Here is a 15431-nt window from a genome sequence, read left to right on the forward strand (position 1 = left end):
TCAAGACAGCCGTTTTTTCATGATCAGGACATTGCCTTTCTCGCCGCGCCGGTATTCCACCTCGTCCATCAAGCTACGGATCAGAAACAGACCGCGTCCTTCATCCGCCAGCGCATCCGGCGGGGTTTCGGGCAAGGATTCCAAATCGAAGCCCTGGCCTTGATCGTAGACGTGGATGCAAAGTTGCCTGGAGTCGATATGGATCTCGACGCGAACGGTCTGATGGGTGTCTTCGCTATGCGCGTGCTTGATGACATTGGCCAAGGCTTCGGTCAGGACCAAATTCAGATGATAGGCCATGGCGTCCCGATCGCCCTGATACAGCTCCAAATCCTCCCGGGATATGATCTCGCCGATACTGCCGATCAGGCTCAGGTAGCGGGTCTGGTTGGGGACCACCAGGTCCAGATTGATGTCACTCATGGCGTGTTTCGCTGATGATTTCATCTATGCCTTCATAGATATCGAACACCCGGCTCAGGCGAGTCAGCTCGAACATCTCCTTGACCCGGGGCTGCAATCCGGCCAACACCAGCGCCCCTTGATGAAGATTGGCGTTTTTATAACCGGACAAGAGCGCGCCTAGACCGGAACTGTCGATGAAGCGCACCTCCTTCAAATCGACCGCCAGATGCTTCTCACCGTTTTCCATGAGCTTCAAAAAATAGTCCTTAAGGGTGTCGGAATTGTGTGCGTCCACGCGAGGCTCGCGAATATGGATCACCATCCAGTGCCGGTACTTGTCGGTTTCCAGTCGCATGACTCACCCTTAATCTACACTTGTCAACAGGAAGCTTATGACAGTTTTTCACAGACTGCAATCCGGGTATCCTTATGCCTCGTAGACAACCAAAACCCGCCGCCGATTCCCGAAATTGATGGAACCCCCTTCCATCGGAAGGGTCTCACTAACGTGACATCGTTACCATCTCGCTCTTTACCCTGGCTTTAAGTTTGCGTTGGCCCGCAAAGCGCGCCAAGATAGAGGCACCGGGGTCACATCACGCCATCCCAGATTGCTCGTTGTTTTGAAATATATGAGGAGGAACCCATGGGGATCTTCGACCACTACCGCGCCCGTTACGAAACCACCCGAGAGGAAGAATACACCCTCCAAGAGTATCTGGAAATTTGCCGCGACGATCCGAGCGCCTATGCCTCGCCGGCCGAGCGGATTCTGCTGGCGATCGGCGAGCCCGAGCTGATCGATACCCGGCAAGATCCGCGCCTGAGCCGGATTTTCGCCAACAAGGTGATCAAGCGCTATCCGGCCTTCTCCGAGTTTTACGGCATGGAGGAGACCATCGAGCAGATCGTTGCCTATTTCCGTCACGCCGCCCAGGGGCTGGAGGAAGCCAAACAGATTCTGTACCTTCTGGGCCCGGTGGGCGGGGGCAAATCTTCCCTGGCGGAAAAGCTCAAGAGCCTGATAGAAAAGGTCCCTTTTTACGCCATCGAGGGATCGCCCATCCATGAAAATCCCCTCGGACTGTTCTCCCCCTCCGAAGACGGCCCCATCCTGGAGGAGGAGTACGGCATCCCGCGCCGCTACCTCAGTCCCATCATGTCGCCCTGGGCGAGCAAACGGCTGCACGAATTCGGCGGCGACATCACCCGATTCAGGGTGGTCAAGCTCTATCCCTCGATTCTGAACCAACGCGCCATCGCCAAGACCGAACCGGGGGACGAGAACAATCAGGACATTTCCTCCCTGGTGGGAAAAGTGGACATCCGCCAGCTGGAGACCTATTCCCAGGACGACCCGGATGCCTACAACTACTCGGGCGGCCTGTGCCGGGGCAACCGCGGCCTGATGGAATTCGTGGAGATGTTCAAGGCGCCGATCAAGGTGCTGCATCCGCTTCTGACCGCCACCCAGGAGGGCAACTACAAGGGGACCGAGGGATTGCCGGCAATTCCCTTCGAGGGCATCATTCTCGCCCACTCCAACGAATCCGAGTGGCAGCAATTCAAGAACAACAAAAACAACGAGGCCTTCCTCGACCGAATCTATGTGGTCAAGGTGCCCTACTGCCTCAGGGTATCCGAGGAAGTCAAGATCTATTCGAAGCTGCTCCGCAACAGCTCCCTCAAAAACGCGCCCTGCGCTCCCTACACCTTGGAAATGCTGGCCCAATTCGCCAACCTCTCGCGCCTGAAGGAGCCGGAGAATTCCAGCATCTATTCCAAGATGAAGGTCTACGACGGGGAAAACCTGAAGGACACCGACCCGCGCGCCAAATCCTATCAGGAGTACAAGGATTTCGCCGGGGTGGACGAAGGGATGGAAGGGCTTTCCACCCGCTTCGCCTTCAAGATCCTGTCCAAGGTGTTCAACTTCGACCATTCCGAGGTGGCCGCCAACCCGGTGCATCTCCTGTACATTTTGGAACAGCAGATCATCCAGGAACAGTTCCCCCCGGAAACCGAGGAGCGCTATCTGCGCTACATCAAGGAATACCTGATCCCGCGTTACATCGACTTCATCGGCAAGGAAATCCAGACCGCCTATCTGGAATCCTACGCCGAGTACGGTCAGAACATTTTCGACCGCTACGTCACCTACGCCGACTACTGGATCCAGGATCAGGAGTACCGCGATCTCGACACCGGCGAAATCTTCGACCGCCGTGCCCTCAACGAGGAATTGGAGAAGATCGAAAAACCGGCCGGGATCAGCAACCCCAAGGACTTCCGCAACGAAGTGGTCAACTTCGTGCTGCGGGCGCGGGCCAAGAACGCCGGCAACAATCCCGCCTGGACCAGTTACGAAAAACTGCGTAGAGTAATCGAGAAGAAGATGTTCGCCAACACCGAGGAACTATTGCCGGTCATCTCCTTCAACGCCAAGGCCTCGGCGGAGGACAAGAAAAAGCACGAAGACTTCGTCAACCGCATGGTGGAGAAGGGTTATACCCCCAAGCAGGTCCGCCTGCTGAGCGAATGGTATCTACGTGTGAGGAAATCGACCTGATATGTCCCAGATCATCGACCGCCGCCTCAACCCCAAACACAAAAGCGCCGTCAACCGGCAGCGCTTTCTGCATCGCTTCCGCAAACAAATCCGCAAGGCGGTGGCGGACGCCGTGGACGGGCGCTCGGTGACCGACACGGAAAGCGGCGAACGAATCACCATTCCCGCCAAGGATCTGTCCGAGCCGACCTTCCACCACGGTCCCGGGGGACGGCGGGAGGGCGTCCATCCCGGCAACAAGGAATTCATCACCGGCGACCGGATTCCCCGTCCCCAGGGAGGGGAAGGCCGGGGGAACCGCGCCAGCAATCAGGGCGAAGGGATGGATGACTTCGTGTTCGAACTTTCCCGGGACGAATTTCTGGAGTTTTTCTTCGAGGACCTGGAACTGCCGGATCTGATCAAAACCAAGCTGGCCCAGGAAGTTTCCCAACGGAGCATACCGGCCGGCTTCAGCAAGGACGGCATCCCCCCCAACCTGCACGTGATCCGGTCCTTGAAAGAAGCCCACGCCCGCCGCATCGCCCTGACCACCGCCAAGCGCCGCCGACTACGGGAACTAGAGGCGGAGCTGGAAAGCCTGCAAGCGGCCGGCGCCGGCGAGAACGAGCTGATTGAGCTGCGCCGGGAAATCGAGCACTTGAAGGCCAAAATCGCCGCCGTTCCTTTCCTCGACACCCTGGACCTGCGCTACCGCAACCGCATCCAGGTGCCCAAGCCCACCACCCAGGCGGTGATGTTCTGCCTGATGGACGTTTCCGGTTCCATGGACCAGTACAAGAAAAGCCTGGCCAAGCGCTTCTTCCTGCTCTTATACCTGTTCCTGTCGCGCAATTACGAGCGCACCGACGTGGTGTTCATCCGCCATCATACGGTGGCCAAGGAGGTGGACGAGGAAGAATTCTTCTACTCGCGCGAGACCGGCGGCACGGTGGTTTCCAGCGCCCTGGAGCTGCTGCGCGAGATCATGCGCGAGCGCTATCCCAGCCAAGACTGGAACCTTTACGCCGCCCAGGCATCCGACGGCGACAACTGGCCCGAGGATTCGGGCAACTGCGGCCATCTCCTGGACGCGGAGATTCTTCCCTATTTGCAATATTACGCCTACATCGAGATCGACAACGAATATCCCCTGGGGCTATGGCAGGAGTACGAGAAAATCGCCCGCCGTTGGCCCAATTTCGCCATGCAGGCGATCGACGAGCCGGCCGACATCTATCCGGTGTTTCGCGAACTGTTCAAGAAGAAGGGCGTGAAGGGGTAATCGGATCTTTCCCAACGTGACGGTGAACCGGGCATGAGTACAAAGACACCCATTTCCACCAGCTCCGAGTGGACCTTCGATTCGCTGAAGCAATACGACGCGGAAATCGCGCGCATCGCCGCCGATTTCGGGCTCGACACCTATCCCAACCAGATCGAGATCATCTCTTCGGAACAGATGATGGATGCTTACGCCAGTTGCGGTCTGCCGGTGTATTACCATCATTGGTCCTTCGGCAAGCAATTCCTATCCATCGAAAAACACTACAAACGCGGCCAAATGGGACTGGCCTACGAACTGGTGATCAACTCCAACCCCTGCATCGCCTATCTCATGGAAGAAAACACCACGATGATGCAGATCTTGGTGATCGCCCATGCCTGCTACGGCCACAACTCCTTCTTCAAGAACAATTACCTTTTCAAGGCCTGGACCGCCGCCGACGCCATCATCGATTATCTGGTGTTCGCCAAGCACTATATCGCCGAATGCGAGCAGCGCTACGGGGAAGACGCGGTGGAAGAAATTCTCGACTCGTGCCACGCCTTGATGAACTACGGGGTGGATCGCTACCGTAAACCGTCCCCGCTTTCGGCGCACGAAGAACGCCAGCGTCAAAAAGAACGCGCCGAATACCTGCAATCCCAGCTCAATGAACTCTGGCGCCGAACGGTACCGGAAAAAACCACCCGAACCGAGGAAAAAGCCGACCGCTACCCGTCCGAGCCGGAAGAAAACCTGCTCTACTTCATCGAAAAGAACGCCCCGTTATTGGAGCCGTGGCAACGAGAAATCATCCGCATCGTACGCAAAATCGCCCAATATCTTTACCCCCAGCGCCACACCAAGATAATGAACGAGGGGTGGGCCACCTTCTGGCACTACACCATCATGCAGCGCCTCTACGACGAAGGACTGGTGACCGACGGCTTCATGCTCGAGTTTCTCGAAGCCCACACCAATGTCATCGCCCAACCGCCCTTCGATCACGATTTCTACAACGGCATCAACCCCTATGCCTTGGGCTTCGCCATGTATCGGGACTTGCAGCGGATCTGCCAAAACCCCACCGAGGAGGACCGGCGTTGGTTCCCGGAAATCGCCGGCAGCGACTGGCTGGAAACGCTGGACTTCGCCATGCGCAACTTCAAGGACGACAGCTTCATCGCCCAATACCTCTCCCCCCAGGTGATTCGCGATTTTCATCTGTTCAGCGTCCTGGACGAAGAAGCGGATGACGAGTTGGAGATCAGCGCCATCCATGACGAAGGCGGTTATCAAGCCATCCGTCACGCCTTGTCGGAACAATACAACCAGGGCAGCCTGGAACCGGACATCCAGGTCTGGTCGGTGAATACCCGCGGCGACCGCTCGTTGACCTTGAGGCACAGCCAACATCAGCGCCGCCCCCTGGGCGACAGCGCGGAGGAAATGCTAAGGCATATCCACCGTCTGTGGAGCTTCAAGGTCCGGCTGGAAACCGTCGATCCCCACGGGCGGGTCAAGGCGTGTCACGAGTGCGGCTGACCCGTCGGGGCGAACCTATGTGTTCGCCCCTACTATTCCACATCATCGTAAAACGCGCTGTCCTTATAGAGGTCGTAGATGTGGCGCACCAACACCATGACGACCGAGGCCGCCGGCAGCGCCAACAGCACCCCTAGAAAGCCGAACACATGCCCTCCGGCCATCACCGCGAAGATCACCATCACCGGATGCAGGCCGATCTTATCGCCCACCAACAGGGGCGTGAGCACCATGCCTTCGAGTATCTGTCCGGCCCAAAATACCAGCAGAACCAAAATCACGTGCCAGACATCCTGGAACTGCACCAAGGCCGCCAGCACGCCCAGGATGACACCCACGAAGGTTCCCAGATAAGGGATGAAACTGATCAAGCCGGCGATCATACCGATCACCAGAGCGGTATTGAGACCCACCGCCCATAGACCCATGCTGTAAATCGATCCCAAAGCCAACATCACCGAGAGCTGGCCGCGCAAAAACGCGCTCAACACCTCGTCGGATTCGCGCGCCAAACGCGCGACGACGGGCAGATTGGCGCGCGGAATCAAATCGGCGATGTTGCTCATCAACCGATCCCAGTCCCGCAACAGATAAAACATCACCACCGGCACCAACAAGACGTCGATCAGCCAACCGATGATCGCCGCCCCCGAACGGCTGATCGAGCCGGCCACCGAGGCGGCGATGCCGCCGGCACGCTGCCAGTCGCGCTTGAGCAATTCGATGACGTCGGCCGGGTCGTACTCGGCGATATTCACTTGCAAGCGACTTTCCAGCCACGGGACCAAGGAGGTCCTGATCCAGGCCAGATAACGGGGCAGATCGCTTAAAAACTGGGAGACTTGTCTTTCCAGGGCGGGAATCAGAATCAACAACACCACGCTCAGGATCAACGCCAATCCGACGAACACCACCGACACCGCCGCAGTCCGACTGAGTTTCCAGCGCTCCAAACGGTCCGCGACCGGATCGGCCAGATAGGCCAACAACGCTCCGACGACAAAGGGGGTGAGAATGGGCGCCAAAAGATAGATCAGCCCCCCTACCCCCAGGGGAATCAACAGCCACGACCATCTTGACTTCATTGGTTTTCTCCGCTGATATCGTTCATTCCAAAATTATAAGCCCGGACTTTGCCAAATGCCTCCCCACTGGGTAAGATTCGTCAAGACGAACCGCAACCTGCGAGGTACGAGAATCATGGCCAAAAAGATCCTGATGCTGATAGGCGATTTCGTGGAAGACTACGAGGCGATGGTGCCCTACCAAATGCTATTGATGGCGGGCCACCGAGTGGATACGGTTTGTCCCGGAAAGAAAGCCGGGGAGACGGTCAAAACCGCGGTGCACGATTTCGAGGGCGATCAAACCTATACGGAGAAAACGGGCCACCATTTCGCAGTCACCGCCGATTTCGACCGAGCGGATCCGGCCGCCTACGACGGCCTGGTCATTCCGGGCGGGCGGGCGCCGGAATACCTGCGCCTCGAACCCCGGGTATTGGCTATCGTCCGCCAATTCGCTGAAGCGGAAAAGCCCATCGCCTCCATTTGTCACGGCGCCCAAATCCTGTCCGCGGCCAGGGTCATCGAAGGCAAGGAAATCTGCGCCTATCCGGCGGTGGCGCCGGAAGTCGAGCTGGCCGGCGCCCGCTTCATCTCCAATAACGAGACCTTTACCAACGCCCACGTGGACGATCCATTCGTCACCGCTCCGGCCTGGCCGGCACATCCCCAATGGATGGGCAAATTTCTGGAGCTGCTCGGCACTCGGATAGAGACCTAAAGCGCGCTCAACGCCTCCTGAAGCGTTTTCACCCGGACGATTTCCATGCCCTCGACGCCCCCTTTGGGAGCGTTGTGGTGGGGCACGATGGCGCGCTTGAAACCGTGCTTGGCCGCCTCGTGCAATCGCTCCTCGCCGTGGGGGACGGGGCGCACCTCGCCGGTCAAGCCCACCTCGCCGAAACTCACCCAGTCCCGCGGCAGGGGGCGATCGCGCAGGCTCGACAACACCGCCAACACCACCGCCAGATCGCCGGCGGTCTCGGCCAACCGCACCCCGCCCACCACATTGACGAATACGTCCTGCCCGGCGAGGGGCACGCCGCCGTGGCGATGGAGCACCGCCAGCAGCATCGCCAGGCGATTGTGTTCCATCCCCACCGTCACCCGGCGCGGATTGGCCAGGGAGGTATCGTCCACCAGCGCCTGCACCTCCACCAGCAAGGGACGGCTCCCCTCGCGGGTCACGCAAACGGCGCTGCCGGGGGTTTCCGCAATCTGGCGGGTGAGGAAAATCGCCGAAGGATTCTTGACTTCCTTGAGCCCGCCTTCAGTCATGGCGAATACCCCCAATTCGTTGACCGCGCCGAAACGATTCTTCACCGCCCGGATCACCCGGAAGCGACTGCCCGCCTCCCCCTCGAAGTAAAGCACCGTATCCACCATATGCTCCAGTACCCGGGGGCCGGCGATGGCGCCCTCCTTGGTCACGTGCCCCACTAGAAATACCGTGATTTGCTGGGCTTTGGCCAGGCGCACCAAGCGGGCGGCGCATTCGCGCACCTGGGAAACCGACCCGGGGGCGGAGTTGAGCAACTCGGTATAGACGGTCTGGATCGAATCGATCACCGCCACTTCCGGCCGCTGCGATTCGATCGCGGAAATCATCCGATCCAGGGAGGTTTCCGCCAGCACCGGCACTTGCCCGCAATCCACGCTCAGGCGCCGGCCGCGCAAACCGATCTGCTGCACCGATTCTTCGCCGGTGACATAAAGCAGGCGCTGGCCGGCGCTCAATTTCGCCATCGCCTGAAGCAGGAGGGTGGACTTGCCGATGCCCGGATCGCCACCGATCAGGATCGCCGATCCCGGAACCAATCCGCCGCCCAATACCCGATCCAGCTCGCCGAGGGTGGTGGACAAACGCGCCACTTCTTCCGCCTTCACATCCTTGAGCGCGATCACGCCGGCTTCGCCGGCGCTGCCGGCATAGCCGGCATAGCCGGCAAAACGCGGATTGGCGGGAGCCGCCGGCTCCCGCACCGTCTCTTCCAGGGTTCCCCAGGCACCGCAACCGGGGCAACGGCCGGCCCATTTGGGCTGGTCGTGCCCGCATTCGCTGCAGCTATAAACGATTTTCGCGCGCGCCATAATTCGCCTGCACCTCGATCATCGGCACCCGGGCGGCCACCCGGCACATCAGAGTATAGGGAATGGTTTCCGCCTTTTGTGCGATCACTTCCACGGGCAGCCCCTCCCCCCACAAAGTCGCTTCCGAGCCTACCCCGACCTGGGGAAAATCGGTGATATCCACGCTCAGAACGTCCATGGATACCCTGCCCACCAGCGGCACCCGATGGCCGTCGATCAACACCAGCGTCCCCGAAGGCACCTCGCGCGGATAGCCGTCGCCGTAACCGGCCGCCACCAATCCCAGCCGGCTGGGACGGCGGGCGGTCCAGGTGGCGCCGTAGCCTACCGATGCGCCCGGCGACAGGAATTTGACCGCGATCAACCGGCTCTTAAAGGTCATTACCGGCGTGAGATTCAACTGCGGGCCGGGACGGTCGGGGAACGGGGATACGCCGTAGAGCATCAGTCCCGGCCGCACCCAATCCCGGTGACTCTCGGGCCAGGCGAGCACGGCGGCGGAATTGGCGATATTTTTTTCCAACGTCAATTTGTACGTCATCCGATCGAACAAAGCCAATTGATCGCCCGTGTCGGAGACCTCCAACTCGTCGGCCCGGGCCAAATGGGTCATCAACGCCACCGCCTTGGCGCCGAGCCGTCTCTGCAGCCTCGCCAGCGCCGATGGAAACGCCGCCGCATCGACGCCCAGCCGGTGCATCCCCGTATCCAATTTGAGCCAGACCCGAAGCGACTGATGGCTTTCCCCCTCAGCCTCCAGCAAATCGATTTGATGGACGGAATGAATCACCGGCTCCAGCCGGTAGGTCTGATGGGCTTTCAGTTGTTCGCGGTCGCCGAATCCTTGCAGCACCGCGATCCGCTGCAGAATCCCCGCACGGCGCAAGGCGATTCCTTCCTCCACCCGGGCCACCGCGAAACCGTCGGCCTCGTGGAGCGTTTGCGCCACCCTGATCAATCCGTGACCGTAGGCATTGGCTTTGATCACCGCAAGCACCTTGGCCCGCGGGGCCAAGGCACGGACCCGCTGCAAATTGGCGACCAAGGCGTCCCAATTCAGTTGAACCCAGGGGGCGGTTGGCGCGTTCAATAGCCGTCGTCCTCGTCAGCCGCGCCCGCAAAGTTCTCGAACCGGGTGTATTGCCCCAGGAAAGTCAAGCGCACCGTCCCGATGGGGCCGTTGCGCTGCTTGCCGATGATGATCTCGGCGGTGCCCTTGTCGGGACTGTCTTCATTGTACACCTCGTCCCGGTAGACGAAGACGATCACGTCCGCGTCCTGCTCGATGGAGCCCGATTCGCGCAAATCCGACATCACCGGCCGCTTGTTGGGCCGCTGCTCCAAATTGCGGTTGAGCTGGGACAGGGCGATCACCGGCACGTTCAGCTCTTTCGCCAATCCCTTCAGGCTGCGGGAGATCTCGGAGATTTCGGCGGTGCGGTTCTCTCCCGCCCCGGGCGCCTGCATCAATTGCAGATAGTCGATCACCACCAAGCCGAGCTGGCCGTGCTCGCGGGCCAGGCGGCGGCTTCTGGCGCGCAGTTCGACCGGCGTCAGTGCCGGCGTGTCGTCGATGAACAGTTGGGTGCCGGCGAGCAGGTTGAGCGCCGACGTCATGCGCGGCCATTCTTCGTCCTCCAATTGCCCGATCCGAAGGCGGTGCTGGTCGATCCGGCCCAGGGAGGACATCATGCGCATGGCCAAATGATCGCCGGGCATTTCCATGCTGAATACCGCCACCGGCATCTGTTCCTTGATGGCGACGTGCTCGGCGATATTCATCGCGAATGTCGTCTTCCCCATCGACGGCCTCCCGGCGACGATGACCAAATCCGCCGGTTGGAATCCCGCCGTCATGTGGTCGAGGTCGACGAAGCCCGAGCCGACTCCGGTGATCCCGACCCCTTTCTCATGCAACTCCTCGACCCGATCCACCGCCTTGATGAGCAAGTGCTTGATGGCTTTGAAGCCGCCGTCGCCGCGTTGACGCTGATCGGCGATGCGAAAGACCTTTTGCTCGGCGTCTTCCAACAGTTCCCCCACTTCCCTGCCCTCGGGATGAAACGCGGTGTCGGCGATTTCGGTCCCCACGTGGGCGAGTTGACGCAGGATGGCGCGCTCGCGGACGATGTCGGCGTAGGCGGTAATGTTGGCGGCGCTGGGGGTTCCCTCGACCAAAGAGGCCAAATAGGTCAAGCCCCCCACCGTCTTCAACTCGGCGCGATTTTCCAGCACTTCCGATACCGTCACCACATCGCAGGGCGAATCGTTTTCCATCAGCCCCTGGATCGCACCGAAAATCAAACGGTGCTCCTTGCGGTAAAAATCCGCCTCGTTGACCCGCTCGGCAATCTTATCCCAAGCGCCGGCATCGAGCATCAGTCCGCCCAATACCGACTGTTCGGCCTGCAGGGAGTGGGGCGGCGTTTTGGGGGGAAGGAGGGGCGAATCCTGGGTTCGCCCGGTCGCTTCGGCAGCTTGGCTCATGGAGTCGTCACGGAGTGCAAAAGGAGTCGCCCAATCGGAAAAAATTGTCAATCAAAATCAATCGATTAAGACACGTGGCCGTGTCAAAAACCGGAAAACAGTTTACCATAATCGCCTGTATCGAAAGATCGGGATAAGCCATGGCAATCATCATCTACCACAATCCCCGCTGCAGTAAGTCCCGCGGCGCCTTGCAATTGCTGCGGGAACGGGGAATCGAACCGAAAATCGTCGAATACCTGAAAACTCCGCCCAGCCGCGAGGAATTGGAAGACATCTTAGCCAAGCTGAACCTGGAGCCCCGCGATTTGATGCGCAAAAAGGAAAAACCTTACCGGGAATTGGGCCTGGACAACCCGGATCTGGGAAGAGAGGCGCTGATCTCGGCAATGCTGGAGTATCCTATTTTGATCGAGCGCCCGATCGTGGTGGCGGAGGATCGAGCCGCCCTGGGACGCCCGCCGGAAAAGATCTTGGAGATTTTGTAACCCATGGCCGATTCGACGCAGCGAGCGAGCGAGGAAGCACCGCGCCAAGCCAATCCGCATAATCCGCGGGTGGAAGTCCTGGTTTTATATTACAGCCGCTACGGCGCCACCGCCACCATGGCCGATGTGATCGCCCGAGGGGTGGAAAGCGTGGACGGCGTCGTGGCCAAGGTCCGCACGGTGCCGGAAATCTCCCCGGTGTGCGAAGCCACCGAGGATGTCATTCCCGCCGAAGGCCCCCCCTACGCCACCATCGAGGATCTTCGCCAATGCGATGGACTGGCCTTGGGGAGCCCCACCCATTTCGGCAACATGGCGGCACCGTTGAAGCATTTTTTCGACCAGACCACCTCGGTATGGTTCTCCGGCGGGCTGGCGGGCAAACCGGCCGGGGTGTTCACCACCACCTCCAGCATGCACGGCGGCCACGAGACGACGCTGATATCCATGCTGTTCCCCCTGCTGCATCACGGCATGGTGATCGTCGGCATTCCGTCGCAAGAAACCGCCTTGTTGAAAACCAAGACCGGCGGCACGCCCTACGGCCCCAGCCACCTGTCGGGCGAGGCAAACCGCACCCTGAGCGAAGAAGAAAAACGCCTCTGCTTATGCCTGGGCAAGCGTTTGGCCAAGGCCGCCGTCGCCCTCAAAGACGCACGGATCTGAGCCCCATGTTGCCGCAGTTGCCCTTGCAACTGGCTTTCACCGATCAACAGAGCTTCGCCCAATATCATGCCGGGGCCAACCTGGAAACGGTGGCGGCGCTCAAACGCTGCGCCCGCGGCGAGGGAGAACCTTACCTTTACCTTTGGGGGGAACACGGCACCGGCAAGAGCCACCTACTCCAGGCGAGCTGCCGGGAAGCCCATGGGTCGGGCAAGCGGGCGGCCTATCTCCCCCTGAAGGCATTACAGGACCACCCTCCTTCTTTGCTGGAGGGCCTCGAGCACGCCGATCTGGTTTGCGTGGACGACATCGAAACCCTCGCCGGGAGGGATCTCTGGGAGCAAGCGTTTTTCCACGGCTTCAACCGCATGCGGGAAGCCGGCACCCGGTTGATCGTCGCCGGTCATATGCCGCCGGCGCAGATTCCGATTCGCCTGCCGGATCTCCGCACCCGCCTGGAGTGGGGGTTGATTTTGCGCCTTAAACCGCTGAGCGACGCCGACAAGTTGGCCGCCTTGCGTCTCCGCGCCCATCATCTGGGACTGGAGCTCAACCCCCAGGTGGGGCAATTTCTGCTTACCCGCTATCCGCGCGACCTGCCTTCCCTGTGGCGGTTGTTGGAACAGCTCGATCGGGCTACCCTGGCGGCCAAGCGCAAACTGACCATTCCATTCCTGAAACAATATCTGGAGGAGCACTCATGCGAGCCCTGATCGTCGGCACCGGCGCTATCGGCGGTTTCTACGGCGCCCTGCTGGCCAAAGCCGGCTGGGACGTGGCGGTGGTATGCCGCTCCGAATACGACACGGTAAAGCGGCAAGGCATTCAGATTCGAAGCACCCTGGGCGAATGGACCTTTCGCCCCTCGGCGGTCTACCGCCACGCCGGAGAAATCGAAACCCCGCCGGATTACGTGATTGTCTGTACCAAGGTTCTGCCGGGGACCGATCGGGCCGCGTTGATCCGTGACGCCCTCGGCCCCGATACCGCCATCACACTGATCCAGAACGGCATCGAAATCGAAGCTGAACTGGCGGCAAGCTTCCCCGAGCATGAACTGATTTCGGGCCTGGCTTTCGTCTGTGTCAGCCGGACCGGGCCGGGCCAAGTCTGGCACCAAGCCTACGGCAACTTGAGATTGGGAAATTTCCCCCACGGCAGCGGCCCCAAGGCGGAAACCTTATGCGATGCCTTCAATCGTGCCGGGGTTCGGGCCAAAACCCGGAAAGACATCGTGACCGCCCGTTGGCAAAAGTGCGTTTGGAACGCCCCCTTCAATCCCCTTTCGGTTCTGTCGGGCGGGCTGACGACCTCCGATATCCTGAAAAATCAGGAAAACGTGGTGCTGCAAATGATGGGCGAAATCTGCGCCATCGCCGCGGCCACCGGCCACCCCCTGCCCCCGGACGTGATCGACCAGAACATCACCAGCACCTATCAAATGCCGCCCTACAAGACCAGCATGCTGCTCGACTTCGAAGCCGGTCGCCCCATGGAAAGTGAAGCCATCCTGGGCAACGCGGTGCGCGCCGGACGGCGCGAAGGCGTGGCCATTCCTCACCTGGAGACCGTCTACGCACTGATGCAACTGCGCGAGTTGCAACTGCGGGGTTTTTGACACCCTATGCCAAAAACCTTATCGTAACGGCTTTTGCAATCCAAGCAAGATGGCTAAACGCAAACCGGGTTTCGAAACCCAACTCAAGGAACTGGAACAAATCGTCGAACGCCTGGAAGCGGGGGATGTCAGCTTGGAAGACTCCCTCAAATTATTCGAAAAAGGCGTCCAACTGGCACGCAACTGCCAGCAAGCCCTCCAAGACGCCGAGCAGAAAGTCCAAATCCTGACCCGGGACGACAGCGGCGAAGCCCAACTCCAACCATTCCAAATCGATGACGAACACTGACACCGAACACCTCCAGTCATTCATGCAAACCTGCCGCCAGCGGGTCGAAGAGGCCCTGGACCGGCGTTTGCCGGCGGCGGACAAACTGCCCGCCCGGCTCCACCGGGCGATGCGCTATTCCACTTTGGACGGCGGGAAACGGCTCCGGCCGATTCTCACTTACGCCACCGGAAAAGCGCTGGAAGTCCCTTTCGACACCTTGGACGGTCCCGCCTGCGCGGTGGAATTCATCCACGTCTATTCCCTGATCCACGACGATTTGCCGGCCATGGACGACGACGATCTCAGGCGCGGCAAGCCCACCTGCCACGTGCAATTCGACGAAGCCACCGCGATCCTCGCCGGCGACGCTCTCCAGGTGCTGGCGTTCGAAACCCTCGCCGCCGATCCCGCCATGGCGGTGACCCCTTCCCAGCGGGCGGCGATGATCGACTGCCTGGCGAAGGCTTCCGGGGCCGGGGGCATGGTGGGAGGACAGGCGATCGACCTGGCCTCGGTGGGGCTGCAGCTGGATCTGCCCGCCCTGGAAATGATGCATATCCATAAAACCGGCGCGCTGATCCGCGCCAGCGTGCAACTGGCGGCCCTGGCCAGGACCGATAGGGATCCCGCGGTGATGGAGCACCTGGATCATTACGCCAAATGCATCGGACTGGCGTTCCAGATCCAAGACGACATTCTCGACGAGGAAAGCGACACCGCCACCCTGGGCAAGACCCAGGGCAAGGATCAAGCCCACAACAAACCCACTTATCCGGCCCTTCTGGGACTGGCCGGCGCCAAACGCAAAGCCCGGGAAATGCACGAACAAGCCATTGCCGCCTTGGAAACCCTGGGGGAGCAAGCAGATTTGCTGCGCGCCCTGTCACTGTTTATCATTCAAAGGCGCAATTAGTATAATCGCTCGTGGCAGGGAAATATGGCATCGTTTCAAAACCACAATCATCCCTAAGCCATCCTAAG

At 60.1% G+C, this 15431-nt stretch carries 16 protein-coding genes; 10 read left to right on the top strand and 6 right to left on the bottom strand.

Annotated elements, in window-relative coordinates:
- Entirely contained in the window at positions 1 to 423 is a 423-nt protein-coding gene (locus H035_RS0112850; RefSeq protein ID WP_022949376.1) for an ATP-binding protein, read from the bottom strand.
- Positions 416 to 760: an STAS domain-containing protein gene (locus tag H035_RS0112855; RefSeq protein WP_022949377.1), complete on the bottom strand. Its 345-nt coding sequence runs from the start codon at positions 758 to 760 to the stop codon at positions 416 to 418. The genes H035_RS0112850 and H035_RS0112855 overlap by 8 nt, the downstream gene beginning before the upstream one ends.
- A 291-nt stretch (positions 761 to 1051) precedes the next feature.
- Here H035_RS0112855 and H035_RS0112860 point away from each other — a divergent pair, with 291 nt between their 5' ends.
- The 3 genes from H035_RS0112860 to H035_RS19655 are packed head-to-tail and all read left to right on the top strand — an operon-like array spanning position 1052 to position 5765.
- Positions 1052 to 2974, top strand: coding sequence for a PrkA family serine protein kinase (locus tag H035_RS0112860; RefSeq protein WP_022949378.1), 1923 nt, complete (start codon positions 1052 to 1054; stop codon positions 2972 to 2974).
- A gap of 1 nt (position 2975) precedes the next feature.
- Positions 2976 to 4238, top strand: coding sequence for a YeaH/YhbH family protein (locus tag H035_RS0112865; protein WP_022949379.1), 1263 nt, complete (start codon positions 2976 to 2978; stop codon positions 4236 to 4238).
- Between the two features lie 33 nt (positions 4239 to 4271).
- Entirely contained in the window at positions 4272 to 5765 is a 1494-nt protein-coding gene (locus H035_RS19655; protein ID WP_022949380.1) for a SpoVR family protein, read from the top strand.
- A gap of 32 nt (positions 5766 to 5797) precedes the next feature.
- Here H035_RS19655 and H035_RS0112875 read toward each other — a convergent pair whose 3' ends face one another.
- On the bottom strand, positions 5798 to 6850 hold the full coding sequence (locus tag H035_RS0112875) for an AI-2E family transporter (RefSeq protein WP_022949381.1): 1053 nt from the start codon (positions 6848 to 6850) through the stop codon (positions 5798 to 5800).
- A gap of 115 nt (positions 6851 to 6965) precedes the next feature.
- Between H035_RS0112875 and H035_RS0112880 the strand changes: the two genes are divergently transcribed.
- Positions 6966 to 7550 (top strand): DJ-1/PfpI family protein, encoded by a 585-nt coding sequence (locus H035_RS0112880; protein ID WP_022949382.1) that lies wholly within the window; start codon positions 6966 to 6968, stop codon positions 7548 to 7550.
- Here the strand turns inward: H035_RS0112880 and radA are convergent.
- The 3 genes from radA to dnaB are packed head-to-tail and all read right to left on the bottom strand — an operon-like array spanning position 7547 to position 11407.
- Positions 7547 to 8920, bottom strand: coding sequence for a DNA repair protein RadA (radA, locus tag H035_RS0112885; RefSeq protein WP_022949383.1), 1374 nt, complete (start codon positions 8918 to 8920; stop codon positions 7547 to 7549). The genes H035_RS0112880 and radA overlap by 4 nt on opposite strands.
- Complete coding sequence (alr, locus tag H035_RS0112890; protein WP_022949384.1) at positions 8895 to 10010, bottom strand: alanine racemase; 1116 nt, start codon at positions 10008 to 10010, stop codon at positions 8895 to 8897. The genes radA and alr overlap by 26 nt, the downstream gene beginning before the upstream one ends.
- Positions 10007 to 11407, bottom strand: a complete 1401-nt coding sequence (gene dnaB, locus H035_RS0112895; protein ID WP_022949385.1) for a replicative DNA helicase — start codon at positions 11405 to 11407, stop codon at positions 10007 to 10009. Before dnaB ends, alr begins: the two co-directional genes overlap by 4 nt.
- A gap of 140 nt (positions 11408 to 11547) precedes the next feature.
- Between dnaB and arsC the strand changes: the two genes are divergently transcribed.
- From arsC to ispA, 6 genes are read left to right on the top strand one after another with little or no spacing between them, the layout of a single operon-like run.
- Entirely contained in the window at positions 11548 to 11895 is a 348-nt protein-coding gene (arsC, locus tag H035_RS0112900; RefSeq protein WP_022949386.1) for an arsenate reductase (glutaredoxin), read from the top strand.
- Between the two features lie 3 nt (positions 11896 to 11898).
- Entirely contained in the window at positions 11899 to 12561 is a 663-nt protein-coding gene (gene wrbA, locus H035_RS0112905) for an NAD(P)H:quinone oxidoreductase (RefSeq protein ID WP_022949387.1), read from the top strand.
- Between the two features lie 5 nt (positions 12562 to 12566).
- Positions 12567 to 13274 (top strand): DnaA regulatory inactivator Hda, encoded by a 708-nt coding sequence (gene hda, locus H035_RS0112910; RefSeq protein ID WP_022949388.1) that lies wholly within the window; start codon positions 12567 to 12569, stop codon positions 13272 to 13274.
- Positions 13262 to 14179, top strand: coding sequence for a ketopantoate reductase family protein (locus H035_RS0112915; protein WP_022949389.1), 918 nt, complete (start codon positions 13262 to 13264; stop codon positions 14177 to 14179). The genes hda and H035_RS0112915 overlap by 13 nt, the downstream gene beginning before the upstream one ends.
- Positions 14180 to 14228: 49 nt before the next feature.
- Positions 14229 to 14468 carry an exodeoxyribonuclease VII small subunit gene (gene xseB, locus H035_RS0112920; protein ID WP_022949390.1) on the top strand — a complete coding sequence of 80 codons (240 nt, stop codon included), beginning with the start codon at positions 14229 to 14231 and terminating at the stop codon, positions 14466 to 14468.
- Positions 14455 to 15363, top strand: a complete 909-nt coding sequence (gene ispA / locus H035_RS0112925) for a (2E,6E)-farnesyl diphosphate synthase (RefSeq protein ID WP_026596601.1) — start codon at positions 14455 to 14457, stop codon at positions 15361 to 15363. The genes xseB and ispA overlap by 14 nt, the downstream gene beginning before the upstream one ends.
- Positions 15364 to 15431: the final 68 nt, after the last annotated feature.

The organism is Methylohalobius crimeensis 10Ki (assembly GCF_000421465.1).
GTDB classification, from domain to species: Bacteria; Pseudomonadota; Gammaproteobacteria; order Methylococcales; family Methylothermaceae; genus Methylohalobius; species Methylohalobius crimeensis.